Below are 16,871 nucleotides of genomic sequence, written 5' to 3' on the forward strand. Positions count from 1 at the left end.
ATAAGCAAGTTATGGAGGAACTTATGAGTAAAAATAATTGGTTTATTAGAGCCGGGGAGAATGCATATCTCTTTGAAGAGTTCAAAGAAACACAGATGATAGCCATTGGTTGGAATGAAGTAGGTTCATTGGCACAAGTGAGACATATCGATGATGTGAAGAAGCGACTTCGTGACGAGTATCCCGACTATAAGGATGGCAAAGTAAATATAACAGCGGGTCAGTTAATCAGATTTGCTAATGAAATGAAAGTAGGAGATTTGGTTGTTACATATAATCCTCAAACACGCGAGTATCTAATTGGGGAAATTACTTCAGACTATAAATTTGGTGAAGGGGTTATTTCGGACAAAAATCACTATAGAAAGGTGTTGTGGAACGGGCTAGTTAATCGGGATGTTTTAACAGCGAACACTCGTAATTCTCTAGGTTCGATAATGACTCTCTTTGCATTGCAAAATGAAACAGTGAAGGAACTGATCCATTTTTTGAAAACCAAAAGTACCGAGTCTTTTGAATCACAACCGGAAGAAACTGAGAAAGAACAGGCAGAACTAGATACAATCAAGGAAGATGTAATTGAAAGAGCACATGAATTTATAAAGGACAAATTCAATCATTTAGATTGGGAAGAAATGCAGAGTCTCGTAGCTGGTGTCTTAAGAGGCATGGGATACAAAACAAGAATATCTGTAAAAGGACCTGATCGTGGAAGAGATATTATTGCATCACCAGATGGTTTGGGGCTGCAACAGCCTAGAATTATGGTGGAAGTTAAACATAGGAAAAACGCGATGGGATCCAATGAAATTCGAAGTTTTATCGGAGGGTTAAGACCCGGTGATCAAGGGGTTTATGTTTCAACTGGGGGATTCACCAGAGAGGCTAAGTATGAAGCAGAACGTTCTAACATTCCAGTTTCTTTGGTAGATGCAGATCTTCTGGTAGAGCTGATTAATCAGCATTATGATGCATTTGATTCAGAGGCTAAATCATTAATGCCCCTAAAGAAGATATATTGGCCTTTATAGAACAGAGAAGGTGACCCGGTTGACGGGTTGCCTTTTTGGTTTGTTGTCATCGAGATTTACAATGCTTGGAGGGAATAAAACGTTCATCATTATGGCTAAAAAATCTTATGAAATGGAGGTATAGGAAAGAGACTGATGGTATAATCGGGTTATGTGTTATAGTCATACTTGTGTATTACCGAAAAGGTTTTCGGAAAAAGAGACATCTACTGTTGTAACCGCAATCATAATTTACTTGAAGAAAGTGAGAATCTACCATGAATCAGAAGAGGCTTTTTAATGATGGATGGCAATTTGCGAAAAGTAAGCTGGATGTTACGGAACCTGCGGGTCTGGTATATGAACCTGTGGAACTTCCCCATGATTGGCTGATATATAATACGCTTGAACTGTATGAGAACAGCATTGGATGGTACCGCAAGACGTTCCATTATACGAAGGATGAGGAGCAGCAGCTTTTGCTTTGTTTTGATGGCGTATACATGGACTCTTCGGTGTATGTGAACGGGCAGCTTGTTGGGGAGTGGAAATATGGCTATTCTGCTTTTGAACATGAGATCACGAATGCATTGTTGGAAGGCGACAATGAGATTGTTGTCAAAGTGGTGCATCAGAGCCCGAACAGCAGATGGTATTCCGGGGCCGGAATCTATCGCCATGTGTGGCTGAAGACGAGAGACCGCAACCATATTGTTACGGATGGAATCTATGTATCCATTAATCAGCAGCCGAATGGCTGGCAGGTGGAAGTGGATACGGAGCTGAACCTGGAACAGAATCAGCAAGCAGAGCTGGTGCATACGATCCGGTATGAAGGTCAGATGGTGGCATCCAGCCAAGCGAATGTTACGGCTTCGGTGGGTGAGAATGTGGTGGTATCGGCAGATAGCCAACAGATCATTGTGGAGAGTCCAAACTTGTGGAGCCCGGATGCACCGCATCTGTATGAACTGGTGACGGAGCTGCGATTGACCTCGGATGATCAGGAAGATCGGACAGTTGAATCGGTATCACAGCGTATTGGATTCCGGGATATCAAGCTGGATGCCAATGAAGGGTTCCACCTGAACGGAGTTAAGATGAAGCTGAACGGCGTGTGTGAACACCATGATCTCGGGGCACTGGGAGCTGCGTTTAACCTGACGGCATTGCGTAGAAGATTCGTTTTGCTCAAAGAAATGGGTGTTAACGCCATCCGCACCGCGCATAATATGCCTGCCAAAGGGTTCATGGAACTTGCGGATGAGATGGGTATGCTGATTGTGTCTGAAGCTTTTGATATGTGGGAACGTGCCAAAACGCCATACGATTATGCGAGATTTTTCCCAGAGTGGGTGCATACGGATGTGAAGAGTTGGGTGAAACGCGACCGTAACCATGCCAGTCTGATCATGTGGAGTATTGGGAACGAAATCTATGATACCCATGCGGATGAGCGTGGACAGGAAGTAACTCGGATGCTGATGGATTATGTGCTGGAATTTGATCCAAAAGGTAATGCTGGCGTGACAATTGGTTCGAACTACATGCCTTGGGAAAATGCACAAAAATGTGCAGATATCGTGAAGCTGGCAGGGTACAACTACGCGGAAAAATATTACGACAAACATCATGAAGAGCATCCTGACTGGATTATCTATGGTAGTGAGACGTCTTCGGTGGTGCAGAGTCGTGGCATCTATCACTTCCCGTTCGAACAGCCGATTCTGGCAGATGATGATGAGCAGTGCTCGGCTTTGGGTAACAGTACGACCAGTTGGGGCGCGAAGTCGGCAGAATACTGCATTCTGGCAGAGCGAGATACACCGTATTCGCTGGGTCAGTTCCTGTGGACCGGATTCGATTATATCGGAGAGCCGACACCGTATCATACGAAGAATTCGTATTTTGGACAGCTGGATACCGCAACGTTCCCGAAAGACTCTTATTACATCTACCAAGCGGCTTGGACGGATTATAAGAAAAGTCCGATGGTTCACCTGTTCCCTTATTGGGATTTCAGCCCGGGTCAGATCATTGATGTACGCGTGTGCAGCAACGCGCCGAAGATTGAGCTGCAACTCAACGGCAAGACGATTGGCACGTACGATATCGATCATGCCAATGGAACACAGCTGTCAGGCTGGTGGAAAGTACCGTACGAAGAGGGCGAGCTGAAAGCGATCGCTTACGATGAGAACGGTCAGATCATTGCAACCGATGTGCAAAGATCCTATACGGATGCGAAGAAAATTCGTCTGCAAGCGGATCGGGAGCAGCTGCATGCGAATGGCACAGACCTGATTTTTGTAGAAATTGATGTAGAAGATGAAGCGGGTAATCCGGTGCACAATGCGAACAACCGCGTGCAAGTTCAGGTGACGGGTGCAGGACGATTGCTGGGTCTGGATAACGGGGACAGTACGGACTATGATCCATACAAAGGATTGAGCAGAAGACTATTCAGCGGCAAACTGATGGCGATCATCGGAGCAACAAATGAAGCTGGAACAGTACGGATTGAAGTTTCTTCTGTAGGGTTGGAAGGGGCTGTAGCTGAGTTTGAATCGCGTATTGTGGATGCGGAACTGGTTGATGAGAAACAAGTACAACCTGTCTTCATGAACAATGAAGAACGTCCGGTGCTTACGGGGAACGCTCAGGAGATTCCTTTGCGCAAAATCGAGATCATCAGTACTGCAGGACAGTTGCTCGATCCGTCCAACCCAGAGCTGACTGTAACCGCCAAACTGTATCCGGAGAACACTTCCTATCGCGATATTGAGTGGGCTGTTGTGAATGATGCGGGGATTGAGTCCAACATAGCCAAAGTAGAAGCCGTTCAAGCGGAAACGGGCGACAACGGCGAGCATCAACATGCGGTGAAGGTATCGGCTATAGGTGACGGGGAGTTCCGACTTCGCGCAACCAGTACCAACGGTACGGATAAAACGAAACTGATCTCGCAGCTGGAATTCAAGGCGGACGGTCTCGGTACAGCCTACAAAGATCCATACGGCTTCATCACGGGCGGACTGTACGATTACACCAAAGGTGATGTAGGTAACGGCAACGAACGTGGGGTAGCGACAAGTCGCGACGGAGAGACGCATGTAGGCTTCCGTAATATTGACTTCGGACCATACGGCTCCGATACCATAACGATTCCTATTTTCACGCTGTCCACTGAGGATTACTTCATTCAGATCTGGGAAGGTATGCCGGATGAAGAGGGAAGCACGATGATCGCAGATGTGGTGTATAACAAAGAGTCCATCTGGAATGTATACCAGGAAGAGACGTACCAATTGTCCAAACGCCTTAGCGGGATCACGTCGATCTGTTTTGTACTGAAACAGAAGATTCATATTAAAGGATTTTCCTTCGAACGTCAGAGTCGTGCTTTTGAACAGAATGCGGCTGCATCCTGTGACCATCTCTATGGAGATACGTTCAAAATTGAAGCTGATCGAGTAGAAGGTATCGGGAACAACGTGTCGCTGGAGTTTGAAAACATGGACTTTACGGCAGAAGGCACATCCAAGCTCGTGATCTACGGTCATTCACCGATTGATAAAAATACGATTCATATTCGCTTCGCAGGTGCGGACGGACAGAGCAACCAGTTGGTTGAGTTCACCCAGTCAGGTGGATATGAAGAGCGGGTGTTTGAGCTTGAGCAGGTGAAAGGTGTGCAAAAAGTAAGCTTTATCTTCCTGCCAGGCAGTCAGTTTGACTTCAGCTGGTTCCGATTCGAGAAATAAGTGTGATGGAAATATAAAACCCCTTCAAGCAGGCATCGGTTCATGCAACGTGGATCTGAATCGCTTGCGTGAAGGGTTTTTCTTGTATGTATTTGTGAGAAAGCATCAATGAAACTGCTCTGCTTCAACTGAGAGATCTAAGTGATGACCTATTCTGCTATAGATGTACAACTTAATATCCGTGTCTTGTAATGCAAGCAGGTTTATCGTTTTGTTACTATTTCTGCTGATAGATGTTTCCATAGGTTCACTTACTTCATCTACATACATTTTCACATATACCGTGTGGTTGCTGTTATTTTCAATCGATATGTTGGCATGTGTTCCATTGGAAGCAACCATTGTGAAGCTGCCGTTGTATGTGGAACGACCTTCATGTTGAGTTGGGGCAATGAGCAGAACAGGTGTGGATGTTAGGGATGAGCGCTCCATTTCATGGGCTAGTCCGGTTGATTGCCACTCATTTGTTGAAGCTAGAGTCGCTGTATTGGCCGAATGGGTGGATATGAGTACAGATAGAGCCAGTGCTACACCGAGCATTGTTTTTAACGTCATTAAATTAACCCCCTGCTGAATGATAAATCACTAAAATTTTCGTTCCTGTTTATACATTTCTATGATTCTAAACGTTCGGGACAACGAGGGAGTTACAGATAAATAACAAATTAAGCATAATCATGCAACAAAGGATAGTATTGAACCGTTTCATAGATGAGGTGATGGAATGAGAAAAAGTATGCTTATCCTATCGTTAGCTTTAATGCTGTTAACTGCTTGTGAAGCAAATGATCCAAAAACGAATGCTTCCGGAATTACGCAAGCTTTTCCAGAAATTATTGAGCCCCATAATCCAGAGCAAGCGGAGCAAAGCGGGGATGTGGTTGTGCTTCATGGAGGCATACGAAACGAAGATAAGTGGGACACATTTATGAAAAATGTGGAGAAAAAACAGCAGGATCAGGTTCGTGTAACGATGTATACCATTGAGGGTGGGCCCATTATCCAGGAATTGATCTATGATGGTACAGCTATTCAATCGACTTACGATAACTCAAGGGATGCCTATGGCTCCAAACAGGGAATGAAGACCGACACCTGCAAAGGGATCGGTACGATGAAGAGTGAGCAGGGACATATTTTTTACGTGTTAACCGGTTGTGAGAAGGAAGAGAACCCCTTTTGGATGCCTAAGTTGTAAATGAGATGTATCCACATGCAAACTCTTAATGACTGCCAAAACCCTAAAAACCTGAAAAGCCGAGGCTGGCTATGCAGGTTTTCGTTTCTATTTGAAAGGTGAAAAATCGAGATTTTATCTGAACTAAGCATTGGACTCTTTATTATAAAACGCATATGTCAAATCATTCTCAGACTGTCCACCGCCCCGAATCTCATAACCCAACTGCACTTCATGATCTGTATAGGTTGCATTACGAAGTGTGATGGTAAGCTCATCTACTGTTTTGGTTTGAAATGGGATATTTGAATCGGGAAGTGCGGATTCTTCTTTATTAGTTACAGAAAAATAAAGCACAAGTTGAAGTATCAATATGATAAGAGCAATAATGATAGCGATGATGATATTCCTTTTGCTCAATGTGCATCTTCCTTTCAGCGAATAGATTTTTAATGAAGTGAATTTAGTGGTTAATAACCAATTATATCATATTTTGGATGGTGATATAAATGAAGAGGCTTTGGGTGTTATGTATTTTGATACTTTTAGTGACAGGATGTAGTCAGAACAATAGAGAGAAAGCCATTGATTATCTAACGCAAAATCAAAGAAATGATGCATCACTCATAGTATTCACCGATCGACCTTCGGAGCGGCCATTTATTGTTGAATTACAGACGCAATTAAATGAAGTGAATAACGAGAATTTGAGGGCAGAAGGTCCAATAACTAACGTAACCTTTTATAATGTCCGTGATGAAAATAAGTTTAATTATGAGAAGATTTTCGGTCTGAAATCATATCCGTACATGATCCTATTCGAGAAAGGCCAGATCACATTGGAGACGCAGAAACCGGAAGAGATCGTTCAGCATTTTAAGAAGATGTAAGAGTCTACTAAAAAAACGTGCACGAACACGTAACATATCTGGCTAATGAATGTTTCCTACCTACTGAATCTTTAACGAGAAAATGAATCCTACGTTTGATTCCAATCGACTTCTTCACTTGTTAAAATTTAGGTATAACTACTATGGTCAGGTTGGCGGTGAAGATGGAATGCAACGTATTCAGGTACATCCCGATGTGTTGGATGAGAAAGCTCGATTGGTTCAGCAAAATAAATTGGAACTCGATCGAATAGTCAGAGAACTGGAGAAATCGATTTATTTGTTGCAATCCGATTGGTCGGGTGTGACAGGAGAGCGTTTCTTCTGGGATTTTATGCAGGTGAAAGAAGTGTTCCCGGCTACACTCGGGCTGTTGGATGAAATCCAGAAAGAGTTTACGTTTATCGCGAGGAATTTCAGAACAACGGACGGCTCAGGCGAGGTTGCACTGTACATTCCAGAAGAACTAAAGCGAAATTTCGCTGTAGGGCTGCTTGATAAATCAGTAGGAGAAACAATAATAGGAATGGGCCAGACGGCAGAAGCCCTCTTCGATAACCCGTTCAGTACATTAAGCAGTGTGGCATATGCCATGACAGTGGGCAAAGTTGTGGACGTTGGGCGTGGTATTCAGTTTGCATGGGATACCGCCTGGGGGTCGGGAACGGCAAGATCTGATATAGAGCAATTTGTGGATGAGCAGAAGAAACAGATTGATGAGAGTGGAGCAGGGTATTACGGTGGAGCGATGACGGGACAGGCTCTGGCCTATGTTTTGTTTGGCAAAGCATTTCGTTCGAAGGACGACATTGGGTCGGGCGGAGGTAAGCCTGAGTCGGATAAGGGTAAAGAAGGAACTGGACAAGATGGTAAACCTGTTGTAGATAAAGAGCGATGGATCGGGAGTCTACAAAATACAGAAAACTTTAAAACAGGAACTAAAGAAAACGGATTAAGCCATATTTTTGGTGGAGAAATACTCAAAAATGGGAATGCCAATGGTTTTCATTATGAAGGGATGCCAAATAGTAACGGTAAAATTGTTGGGAAGGTTGATACACCTAATGAGTTTGGTGTCTATCAAGCTAATGTTGAAATTAATGGAGTACCAAAAGGACCAAAATCCACATTTTTCCCAAAGGAATGGACACCGCAACAGGTAATTGATTCAGTAAATGAAGCTTATAATAATAAAGTAAATATAAAAAACAATAAATATATAGGGAAAACAAGCACAGGAATGGAAGTAGAGCTTATTTTAAGAAATGATAAGATAATCTCAGCATACCCAATATACTGAATTGGAGATAAATTAGTAATGATAAAATATAATTATAAACTGAAATATATGGATGAATTTAATATGGTTGTATTGGATTTTGACGAGGAAAAAACACTAGAGTTCGCAAGTATGATAAGTGATCCCTTAGGTTCTGATATACCTTGGAGATTTGAAGATTTGAAGAAGGATATTGAGAATTATCTGGATTTGTTAAGGGGGGGGATACCGGAATATAGACATGGAGGAAATGCATCCAGCGTTATATCACATAAAGACTATACAATAATTGAAGATCCATTTTACGATGAGGAAGAAGATGAAGTTGAACCGATCTGTAAGTTAGAGACGGTTGAGTTTGTAAAAATTATATTGCTATGGGCTTATGAAACTTACAAATTTAAAAGTAAAAGGGGAGTGATCGCTCGAGAGGAGGCAGAAATGGTTATGAAATGGGTTGAACAAAAGATGTTAGAAGTTGAGAGTATAGAAAATGGATCTATGCAATAGTTGGTTTAAGCTCATTCCTAATCAGGGTTGGTAAACAGTGAAAAGTTGTATCATCTTTATTATTGGGAGATTTAAATTCATGGGGATATAACTGAAGTACAATAGTTAGGATCAGGCACTTCTACTAGACTATAAGTTGAAGTGCTATTTTTATAAATTGAAGAATTGTAGCTTTTAAAATGAAGATCTCGCTCATCCACTCGATCTAATGAATCACAGACTACAAAAATGCTTGGGTTGGAGAACCCTAACGAATCTTTCACAGAGGAACTGTCGCTCTTCATATGACAATCCGTCAAAAGGAAAAGGATTTTCGTGTGTTGCTTTTTACAGTATTTGTTTGTTATGCTTAACTACATAGAAATGCATAGTAGGTGGTGTGTGAAGCTGAGAAACGAAATGATTAAAGGATACATCGATGGAATTGTACTGTCTGTACTGAATAAGCAGGATGCATATGGATACGAAATATCCAGAACGGTGAATGACGAGACCAATGGTCAGTTTGATCTAAAAGAAGGGACGTTGTATCCGGCACTGAAACGTATGGAGGCTAATGGATACATAGAGGGTTATTGGGGAGAGCAAATTAGTGGACCACGGCGGCGATATTACCGAATCACCCCGGATGGCCAAACTCAGCTCAACACATTGAGGACATCATGGACGGAGAACATCAAGATTATTGATATATTCTTGGGAGGGGATCTGCATGGAAGTCATTGAACAGTATTTGGATCAAGTACTTCAATTTACGTTTTTAACGAAGAGGGAAAAGTCTGAATGGAGAGAAGAAATGGCCGCTCACCTCTATTCCTCGGTGGATCATCTAAAGCGCCAGGGGTTGGGAGAGACGAAGGCCATCGAACGTTCCATTCAACAATTTGGCTCTATCTCAGAACTGCGCAAAACGGTAACCAAAGAAACGTATGGATTCAACATGAAAATGATTTTTGGCTGTGCCTTAGCAGGTTTGCTACTATTCATTGTAACACTGGCGGGTGGACTAATCGCGAATCGATATGGTGTGCATAATCGGTATATCGAATTGATGCCTATTTTTTGGATTACGGTGTGTGCGTTAGGTGCCTGTCTTGTGTTTACACGCAAACGTGTGGATCGTCTTTGCCTGTTATCTGTGCCCCTGTTATTCACTTTAGGGTATCTGCAAGCTTATTTTCAGGTGATGTATCATTATTGGGGTGAAGGACTTACGTTTAATATGTTTGAAAAGTTATTTTTTAGTGGCGTGCTTCATACGTCTGGTGGATTGGGGTCCACCTTGATCGCCTCTATGTTCTTGGGTGCACAGGCACTCATTGTGTTTGCGATAAGTAAAAATAAGTATATATCCATTCTTCCTTATGCCTTTTCCATCATGTACACCTTTGTTCATATGCTGATGTTTAGTCTCTATTATGTATTTTTCGCCTCAGAACAGTTCAGTTCCGCGGTGACTCAGGGGGACAGCGTTTTCCTGAGTGGGAATATGCAGCGAGTGGTGGAGATGGGGATGAGTTTGACCATGGCAGTAGCGTTGTTTGTAGTATTCCAAGGCTGGAGCTATTGGACGGCAAAAAGGAAATTGAGCTCCGCTTCATAAGGGGACTCAGCTTCCCTCATAATTAGACAATGAAGCCATGCTGGCAAGCCAAAGGACAACTATTGCAGGACTCTTGTCTTTTTTATTGGGCTTCCCTCATAGTTATTCGCACACTCTCCGAATGTGCTAAGGACATAGTATAGGGCATATATACTGTGTGCCTTGGCCTAAGGAGATGACCATTTTGAAGTATCTGAACAAGAGGACAGCCACCCTCAACAAATTAAGGCCCAGTCGTTCTACGCCAAAATGCAGAAACAAACACTTGGGAAAACGAAAGAAATGCCATATTATCCGAAGATCTTATCGGAGAAAACGCTGCTCACTGAAGCGTCCATTAAGATCACAGAATATGGCCCATGACAAAAAAGTCATTGCATTACCCAGAGGAGGAGGTAGCAACCCAGTATGTTGTGAGCCCGTCCCCTTGCTCGCTCCGTTGAGACAACACGAATTGAAGACTGTGAGTCTCCCTGGCACGCAAGGTGTTGCAGGTGCCCAAGGCCCCGCCGGATCTCACGGCGAGCCGGGTCAACCGGGAGTTCCCGGAGTGCAGGGTCCAGTTGGTCCTCACGGAGTGCCGGGTCAACTGGGGCTCCCCGGAGCACAGGGGCCCGCAGGCCCTCAAGGTGAATCGGGTCAACCCGGAGTTCCCGGAGCGCAGGGTCCCGCTGGCCCTCAGGGTGAGCCGGGTCAAGCGGGAGTTCCGGGAGCGCAAGGCCCGGCTGGTCCTCAAGGTGAATCGGGTCAACCGGGAGTTCCGGGAGCGCAGGGTCCTGCAGGCCCTCAAGGTGAGCCGGGACAAACGGGGCTTCCCGGAGCCCAGGGCCCCGCAGGTCCTCAGGGTGAGCCAGGTCAACCGGGAACTCCCGGAGTCCAAGGACCAACGGGTCCCCCAGGTGAGCAAGGTCCACCGGGCACCGTACCCGGAATTGAAATCATTCCTACGGCAAACCGTTACTTCTATTTTCCGGACACCGATCTGGATTTGTCGGCCTCAGTTATAATTCCTGCCACCGCATTCACAAATGACGATGGCGGCAGCATAACCGAATTTGCGGGAATTGGACTTAACAGTTTCAACAATCTTTATATCAACGGGATCGTTCAACAGGGAAACTCATACAATGTAAGTGCGGAGAGGTTGTTTTTTTCGTCACAAATCGGTGTGATCTTTGCAGGGACACCTATAACTATAGAGATAATTATAATAACAGCCAATATCATAAATGGTTAAAAATGGTTTTAGTTACTGATTCCTTTGCCTTCACTACTCTCAAACCTACCACATATACTATGTTAGGTAGGAGGTGAGAAACATGCCACTTGTGACACCATTTCAGAACAGTTTAAGATTTGCTGCAACCATTGGTGATGGGACCGGAACTGGAGCAACGTTTGCGATTGCTGCGACAGCTTTTACAAATGATGCGGGTGTAGCTGCAACGGCACTACCAGGTTCATTCAATTATTACAATCTGTATATTAACGGCATTATGCAAACAGCAGATACTTCCTCCGTTACAACCACCGCGATTACGATTCCTGGTGGAGATGCACTGAATGAAGGGATTCCAGTTGTTGTACAATTTGTAGTGTCTTAAAGAAGATTTAATCCTACTGTATCGTTATCTTGTGCGACTTCTATCTGTGATAGAAGTCGTTCTTTTTGTACAAGATACCCAGTCGACTCAACGGCATTCATCCATGCATTAATGTGCAAGAATAGTTATCCAAGGATGTTGCCCAACTACCGGATAACCTCTGAGGAAATGATCCTTCCGTTTGATTCCAATCCTCCTTCTCACTTGTTAAAATTTAGGTACATAAACTACGATCAGGTTGGCGGGTGATAATTAAATGCAGCGAATCGAGGTACATCCCGATCTATTGGAGGAAAAGGCCCGGTTGGTCCAGCAGAAGAACTAAAGCCAAGCTTCGGCACCGGACTGGTCGATAAAGCAATTGGTGACACCGTTACGGGACTTGGTGAGATGGCAGAAGCGTTCATTTATAATCCGTTTAGTACATTAACCAGTCTGGCCTATGCCATGACTATGGGTAAGGTAGTTGATGTTGGACGTGGCATTGGATTCGCATGGGATGCGGCCTGGGGCACGGGAACGGCAAGGTCTGACATCGAGCAGTTTATGGATGAGCAGAAGAAGCAGCTCGATGAGGATAAGTCGGGTTATTATAAAGGTGCCATGGTAGGCCAGGCTTTCTCTTATTTTCTCTTTGGCAGAGCCTTGCACTCGAAGGATCACCATGAATCGGGTGGAGCTGTGGAAGGTAAAAAGGAGAAGAGTGAGGGAAATAGTCTGAACCATGATGGAAGGCTAAGAACGGAAGGCACTAAAACCACATACACAAATTTATACGGGAATGAAATATCTTGGACTAATCAAGGTCCTAAGGATATAGATGCAATTATCGAAAAAAATTTAAGAAGCTCAAAACCTGGTGATATTTTAGAGGGGCGAGTGGCAGAGACAATAAGAGAGACTGGTAGATTAGAAGGTACAGGTATAGAGTTGAAATTGCAAAATAAATTAAAAGCAGGCGATATCGATATTCTGACAGAATCGCATATTATTGAAGTCAAGAAGTCTTTAAGTGCCTTAGATGAAAAGCAACTGGATAAGTTGATCAATCCATCAAATAAAAATTATTTTAACTATGACAATCGAGAAGTTATTTATTACATTGAAGATGTAACTGTGAAAAATAAAACTCAGTCTGATTTAGTTGAAAAAATAAAAGATCAGAATATAAAATTAATTAGCTCATTAGAGGAATTGAAGGAGGTTGTCAGTAAATGAGTTCAGTAATCATTCTAAAAAAAATCACAAAATATTCTCCGGAGCAGACTCTTGAGAACTTTAAGCATGCAGCACAGAGAGCAAATATGTATTGTTTTCATTTAACAGTTGATCTTGATCCAGATAACAACTTTCAATCTGCAGAAGGCACACTATCTGAAGTAAATGAGGAGACCCTTTCAAATACTGATGATGAAGAAACGATTAAATACTTCACTTTTAACGTGAATAAAGTTGTCGAAGATTCATATGATAGTTTTACGTGGCTCACCCATTCAACAGATTACTTTTGGGCAGTGGATATTGTAAATATTAATCATGAATATGAATTTATTTATAGGTTTGTAGTAGAGTATTTTCAACATAACAAGGAAGATTACTTATGGTTTGATGATGCTGAGTGGTATTACACAGCTGACGATATCTTGAAATTAAGTCAAAGGCCGTATAACCCAAAGTGGTGTAGCGAAAAGGTTGTGTAAATACGAGGGTGGAGGATTACTCTAGTGCATTAAAATTTGAAAAGGATACTACTTAAATGCACTTCTACACACAAGCGTAGAGGTGCTTCTTACTATAAAAAAAATGAGGAGAACAGCTTGCCATGATACTGAAAAAACGACTTTTAATGATCGGATGTTGTATTGCCTTTGTGATCTTACTTATTCTAACCTATAGCTTTTATAAAGAGAAAAGAATGTATGAACAGTATCTAACGATGAATGTCCGCCAAGATCTCGTTGATCTGAAGAGTGCGATTATCAATAATGATAGTTTATTTAACCGAATACTGGAGAATGACAAAATAACAAACGAGATGGTTGAGGATGGAGAACAAGCCAGCCAGCTTTATTATAACTTTACAGATATGATACAGATAATCAATAAGTATAACTTGATGAATCTAAGTTTCAGTCAAGAAGCCAATTGGTTGGTCAAACCTGCAGCATTATTCACAGATGGCTTAGGTCCAGACGACATAATGCCACTTACCCTTCACCGTATGGGAATGACATTCGTGAGGCTGGATATAACCAGTTATCCTGTAACAGCTGAACTTAAGGCTAGAATTGAGGAGTATCAGCAGTTAAATGAGCGATGGCTTAACATAGTTGGGGACTTTGAATCCAAGGAAACAAACGAAAAGGAATGGCCCCAAATATTGAATGATCTGGAGCAAGAGACCCGAAATTATTTTCAAGAGAATAATGTAAATTTCGTTGATGATGACGTTTGGAGAGAGGCTTTGAATCCAAGGTACGAATGATGAAATATCCGCATAGCTGACCGGATCAAATGGGTGGAAGTCAGTTAATTGTTTCATCAGCTTTATACGCCGGCAAAACAGTCATCTCCTTTAAATACAAAATGCACTAACACGCAAAATATCTGGCTAGTGAATGTTTCCTGCCTACTGCATCTTTAACGAGGAAATGATCCTTCCGTTTGATTCCAATCCTCACTCTCACTTGTTAAAATTTAGGTACATAAACTATGGTCAGGTTGGCGGTGAAGATAGGATGCAACGTATTCAGGTACATCCCGATGTGTTGGACGAGAAAGCTCGATTGGTCCAGCAGAAGAAACAGGAACTGGAGCGAATGGTCTGGGAACTGGAGAAATCCATCTATATGTTGCAATCCGATTGGTCGGGTGTGACCGGAGAGCGGTTCTTCTGGGATTTTATGCAGGCAAAAGAAGTGTTCCCGACTACAATCGGGCTGTTGGACAAGATCCAGAATGAGTTTACGTTTATCGCAAAGAACTTCAGAACAACGGATGGCTCAGGCGAGGTGGCATTGTACATCCCAGAGGAGCTGAAGCGCAATTTCGCTGTAGGGCTGCTTGATAAATCCATAGGAGAAACAATAACGGGAATGGGCCAAACGGCAGAAGCTTTCTTCAATAACCCGTTCAGTACATTAGGCAGTGTGGCATATGCCATGACCGTGGGCAAAGTTGTAGACGTTGGGCGGGGCATTCAATTTGCATGGGATGCGGCCTGGGGTACGGGGACCGCGAGGTCTGATATAGAGAAATTTGTAGAAGACCAGAAGAAGCAGATTGATGAGAGTGGAGCAGGATATTACGGTGGGGCGATGACAGGTCAGGCTCTGGCGTATGTATTGTTTGGGAAAGCCTTTCGTTCGATGGATGATAAGCATACCGATCTGGGTGGATCGGGTGGAGGTAAGAAGGAGCCTCAAAAGGGAATTGACAGTCCCAGAGATCTAATAAAGCCAAGTGGATCACCTAATCCAGAAGCCTTACCAAGTGGAGCGAGAACAAAAATTCCGAATAATGCGGACAAGGCGACTAAACAGTCTTTAGAACTAGAAAATGATGCTGCTGATCAATTGGCGAGAAGTGGATATCGGATTGAACAGAACCCTAAAGTTTTAGATAGTGATGGAATTGATTCCAAAAGAGATCCTGATTTTAGAATTGAAGGGCGTATATTTGACTGTTATGCACCAACTGAAAATAAAGGTATTAGAGGTATTTGGAGTGAGGTTCAAGAAAAGGTTGTTATTAAACAACAAACCAAGAATGTGGTGATTAATTTAACAAAGTGGTCTGGAGATGATTCTGCGTTGCTTAAGCAATTTAAAGAATGGGAAATCCAAGGTTTAGAAGAAGTTATCGCAATCAAAAAGGACGGTAAGATCATATCGGTATTCCCTTAAAGTAGAGGAGACAAGTTTATGGAATATTCACTGAAGTTGAATGGAAAACAAGATCCTTTATGGTTGAAAGGATTAATTGAAAGTAAGAATTTTGAAGTGAATTATATGAACCGACAACACAATGCATTGTTCATTCATGAGTTTGATCTAAGCGGTGGTTTAAAAATTACTGTTTATGATAATAATTTTCCGGCTGATCATCCAGCAGCATCTTATGAAACGATGTTCCAAGAAGAGGATTTTATTTATCAACAAACGATTTCTTATGAATTGGAGAATAACCAGCAATATGAATTATGGTATAAAACAATGTATGAAATTTCTTTCGCTATATTAGAATCACTTAGAGTAGTGGGCCTATTCTATCACACTTCTGGAGAGGAGATATTTCTCTTTAAAAACGGAAAGTATACGTTCAACGGAACATACCTTGAACTGCTCCAGACGCATTATGGAGAACTCCTTGAGAATATCGAGTATTCGGTTTTTACGAAACCTCACAACTGAATTACAGATAAGTAATGTTAAATGTACTTCTACCGGACCAAAAGTAGAAGTGCATTTTTATGGAATAAGGATACTAGCTACGATGATAAGATTGATTGCTAAATGTTGAGGTGAAATAGAATGTTATTGGAAAATGCAGTATCCAAACTAAATAATATAAATTGGGCCTTAGTAGGTACTGTTATCTCTGATGAGGATACTAAACTCGGATATGAATTTCTCAGAAGAATGGCTCAATTTTATAAAGCGGAGCAGCTGAAGCCTATGCCACCTGCATTTACAAATGTGGCGAAACTGCTAGGAGATCAAGAAGAGGAATTAGATATTTCAGCTTATTGTAGTTCGGAGGCTGTTGCGTATTTGAATCAAAACTCATATGTGAAAAGAATATTTGAATACTATCTACAGTTGGCGAAGTACGCAGAGAATACTCCGAGCATCAGCCAGTATCTAGACATATATGAACCGTTAATTATACTTTTTGAACGAGGGGCTCTTTTACCATCAAACCACTCTCTCTAGAAATTACACAAGTCTCACATTTTCCATTAAACAATTGGTAGGAAAAATTTGTTGAGAAAGATCCGATTGATATTTAATAATCTTTAGATCATTAGGTTAA

The 16,871-nt window shown here is 42.4% G+C and carries 18 protein-coding genes; 16 read left to right on the top strand and 2 right to left on the bottom strand.

Going from position 1 to position 16,871, the window contains the following annotated elements:
- Positions 1–23 precede the first annotated feature (23 nt).
- Together V6669_RS04930 and V6669_RS04935 are read left to right on the top strand one after the other, a co-directional pair.
- The gene (locus V6669_RS04930) at positions 24–1,031 is read left to right on the top strand and encodes a restriction endonuclease (protein ID WP_338591270.1); all 1,008 of its coding nucleotides are present in this window, start codon (positions 24–26) and stop codon (positions 1,029–1,031) included.
- Positions 1,032–1,288: 257 nt separating this feature from the next.
- Positions 1,289–4,774 carry a glycoside hydrolase family 2 TIM barrel-domain containing protein gene (locus V6669_RS04935; RefSeq protein WP_338591272.1) on the top strand — a complete coding sequence of 1,162 codons (3,486 nt, stop codon included), beginning with the start codon at positions 1,289–1,291 and terminating at the stop codon, positions 4,772–4,774.
- Positions 4,775–4,879: 105 nt separating this feature from the next.
- On the opposite strand, the gene V6669_RS04940 is transcribed toward V6669_RS04935, so the two are convergent.
- Positions 4,880–5,329, bottom strand: a complete 450-nt coding sequence (locus V6669_RS04940) for a hypothetical protein (RefSeq protein WP_338591275.1) — start codon at positions 5,327–5,329, stop codon at positions 4,880–4,882.
- A gap of 169 nt (positions 5,330–5,498) precedes the next feature.
- On the opposite strand from V6669_RS04940, the gene V6669_RS04945 reads away from it, so the two are divergent.
- Complete coding sequence (locus V6669_RS04945; protein WP_338591278.1) at positions 5,499–5,972, top strand: DUF4362 domain-containing protein; 474 nt, start codon at positions 5,499–5,501, stop codon at positions 5,970–5,972.
- A gap of 123 nt (positions 5,973–6,095) precedes the next feature.
- On the opposite strand, the gene V6669_RS04950 is transcribed toward V6669_RS04945, so the two are convergent.
- The gene (locus V6669_RS04950; RefSeq protein WP_338591280.1) at positions 6,096–6,371 is read right to left on the bottom strand and encodes a hypothetical protein; all 276 of its coding nucleotides are present in this window, start codon (positions 6,369–6,371) and stop codon (positions 6,096–6,098) included.
- Positions 6,372–6,487: 116 nt separating this feature from the next.
- Here V6669_RS04950 and V6669_RS04955 point away from each other — a divergent pair, with 116 nt between their 5' ends.
- The 13 genes from V6669_RS04955 (at position 6,488) to V6669_RS05015 (ending at position 16,771) form a co-directional block, all read left to right on the top strand.
- Complete coding sequence (locus V6669_RS04955; protein WP_338591283.1) at positions 6,488–6,841, top strand: hypothetical protein; 354 nt, start codon at positions 6,488–6,490, stop codon at positions 6,839–6,841.
- 169 nt (positions 6,842–7,010) lie between these two features.
- Entirely contained in the window at positions 7,011–8,141 is a 1,131-nt protein-coding gene (locus tag V6669_RS04960; RefSeq protein ID WP_338591285.1) for an EndoU domain-containing protein, read from the top strand.
- An 18-nt stretch (positions 8,142–8,159) separates the two neighbouring features.
- Positions 8,160–8,630 carry a hypothetical protein gene (locus V6669_RS04965; RefSeq protein ID WP_338591288.1) on the top strand — a complete coding sequence of 157 codons (471 nt, stop codon included), beginning with the start codon at positions 8,160–8,162 and terminating at the stop codon, positions 8,628–8,630.
- A 381-nt stretch (positions 8,631–9,011) separates the two neighbouring features.
- On the top strand, positions 9,012–9,356 hold the full coding sequence (locus tag V6669_RS04970) for a PadR family transcriptional regulator (protein WP_315938067.1): 345 nt from the start codon (positions 9,012–9,014) through the stop codon (positions 9,354–9,356).
- The gene (locus V6669_RS04975; protein WP_338591294.1) at positions 9,343–10,233 is read left to right on the top strand and encodes a permease prefix domain 1-containing protein; all 891 of its coding nucleotides are present in this window, start codon (positions 9,343–9,345) and stop codon (positions 10,231–10,233) included. Before V6669_RS04970 ends, V6669_RS04975 begins: the two co-directional genes overlap by 14 nt.
- Positions 10,234–10,696: 463 nt before the next feature.
- Positions 10,697–11,470: a DUF4183 domain-containing protein gene (locus tag V6669_RS04980; protein ID WP_338594843.1), complete on the top strand. Its 774-nt coding sequence runs from the start codon at positions 10,697–10,699 to the stop codon at positions 11,468–11,470.
- A gap of 82 nt (positions 11,471–11,552) precedes the next feature.
- Positions 11,553–11,837, top strand: a complete 285-nt coding sequence (locus V6669_RS04985) for a DUF4183 domain-containing protein (protein ID WP_338591296.1) — start codon at positions 11,553–11,555, stop codon at positions 11,835–11,837.
- 390 nt (positions 11,838–12,227) lie between these two features.
- A complete protein-coding gene (locus tag V6669_RS04990; RefSeq protein WP_338591298.1) occupies positions 12,228–13,055 on the top strand; it encodes a hypothetical protein in 828 nt (275 codons plus the stop codon).
- Positions 13,052–13,537, top strand: a complete 486-nt coding sequence (locus tag V6669_RS04995; RefSeq protein WP_338591300.1) for a hypothetical protein — start codon at positions 13,052–13,054, stop codon at positions 13,535–13,537. The genes V6669_RS04990 and V6669_RS04995 overlap by 4 nt, the downstream gene beginning before the upstream one ends.
- A gap of 122 nt (positions 13,538–13,659) precedes the next feature.
- Positions 13,660–14,322, top strand: a complete 663-nt coding sequence (locus V6669_RS05000; RefSeq protein WP_315938060.1) for a hypothetical protein — start codon at positions 13,660–13,662, stop codon at positions 14,320–14,322.
- A gap of 253 nt (positions 14,323–14,575) precedes the next feature.
- Positions 14,576–15,742 carry a WXG100 family type VII secretion target gene (locus V6669_RS05005; protein ID WP_338591303.1) on the top strand — a complete coding sequence of 389 codons (1,167 nt, stop codon included), beginning with the start codon at positions 14,576–14,578 and terminating at the stop codon, positions 15,740–15,742.
- A gap of 18 nt (positions 15,743–15,760) precedes the next feature.
- Entirely contained in the window at positions 15,761–16,249 is a 489-nt protein-coding gene (locus V6669_RS05010) for a hypothetical protein (RefSeq protein ID WP_315938058.1), read from the top strand.
- A gap of 120 nt (positions 16,250–16,369) precedes the next feature.
- Positions 16,370–16,771: a hypothetical protein gene (locus V6669_RS05015; protein WP_338591308.1), complete on the top strand. Its 402-nt coding sequence runs from the start codon at positions 16,370–16,372 to the stop codon at positions 16,769–16,771.
- Positions 16,772–16,871 lie beyond the last annotated feature (100 nt).

Source organism: Paenibacillus sp. Y5S-9, assembly GCF_036894235.1.
In the GTDB taxonomy this organism is placed as follows: domain Bacteria; phylum Bacillota; class Bacilli; order Paenibacillales; family Paenibacillaceae; genus Paenibacillus.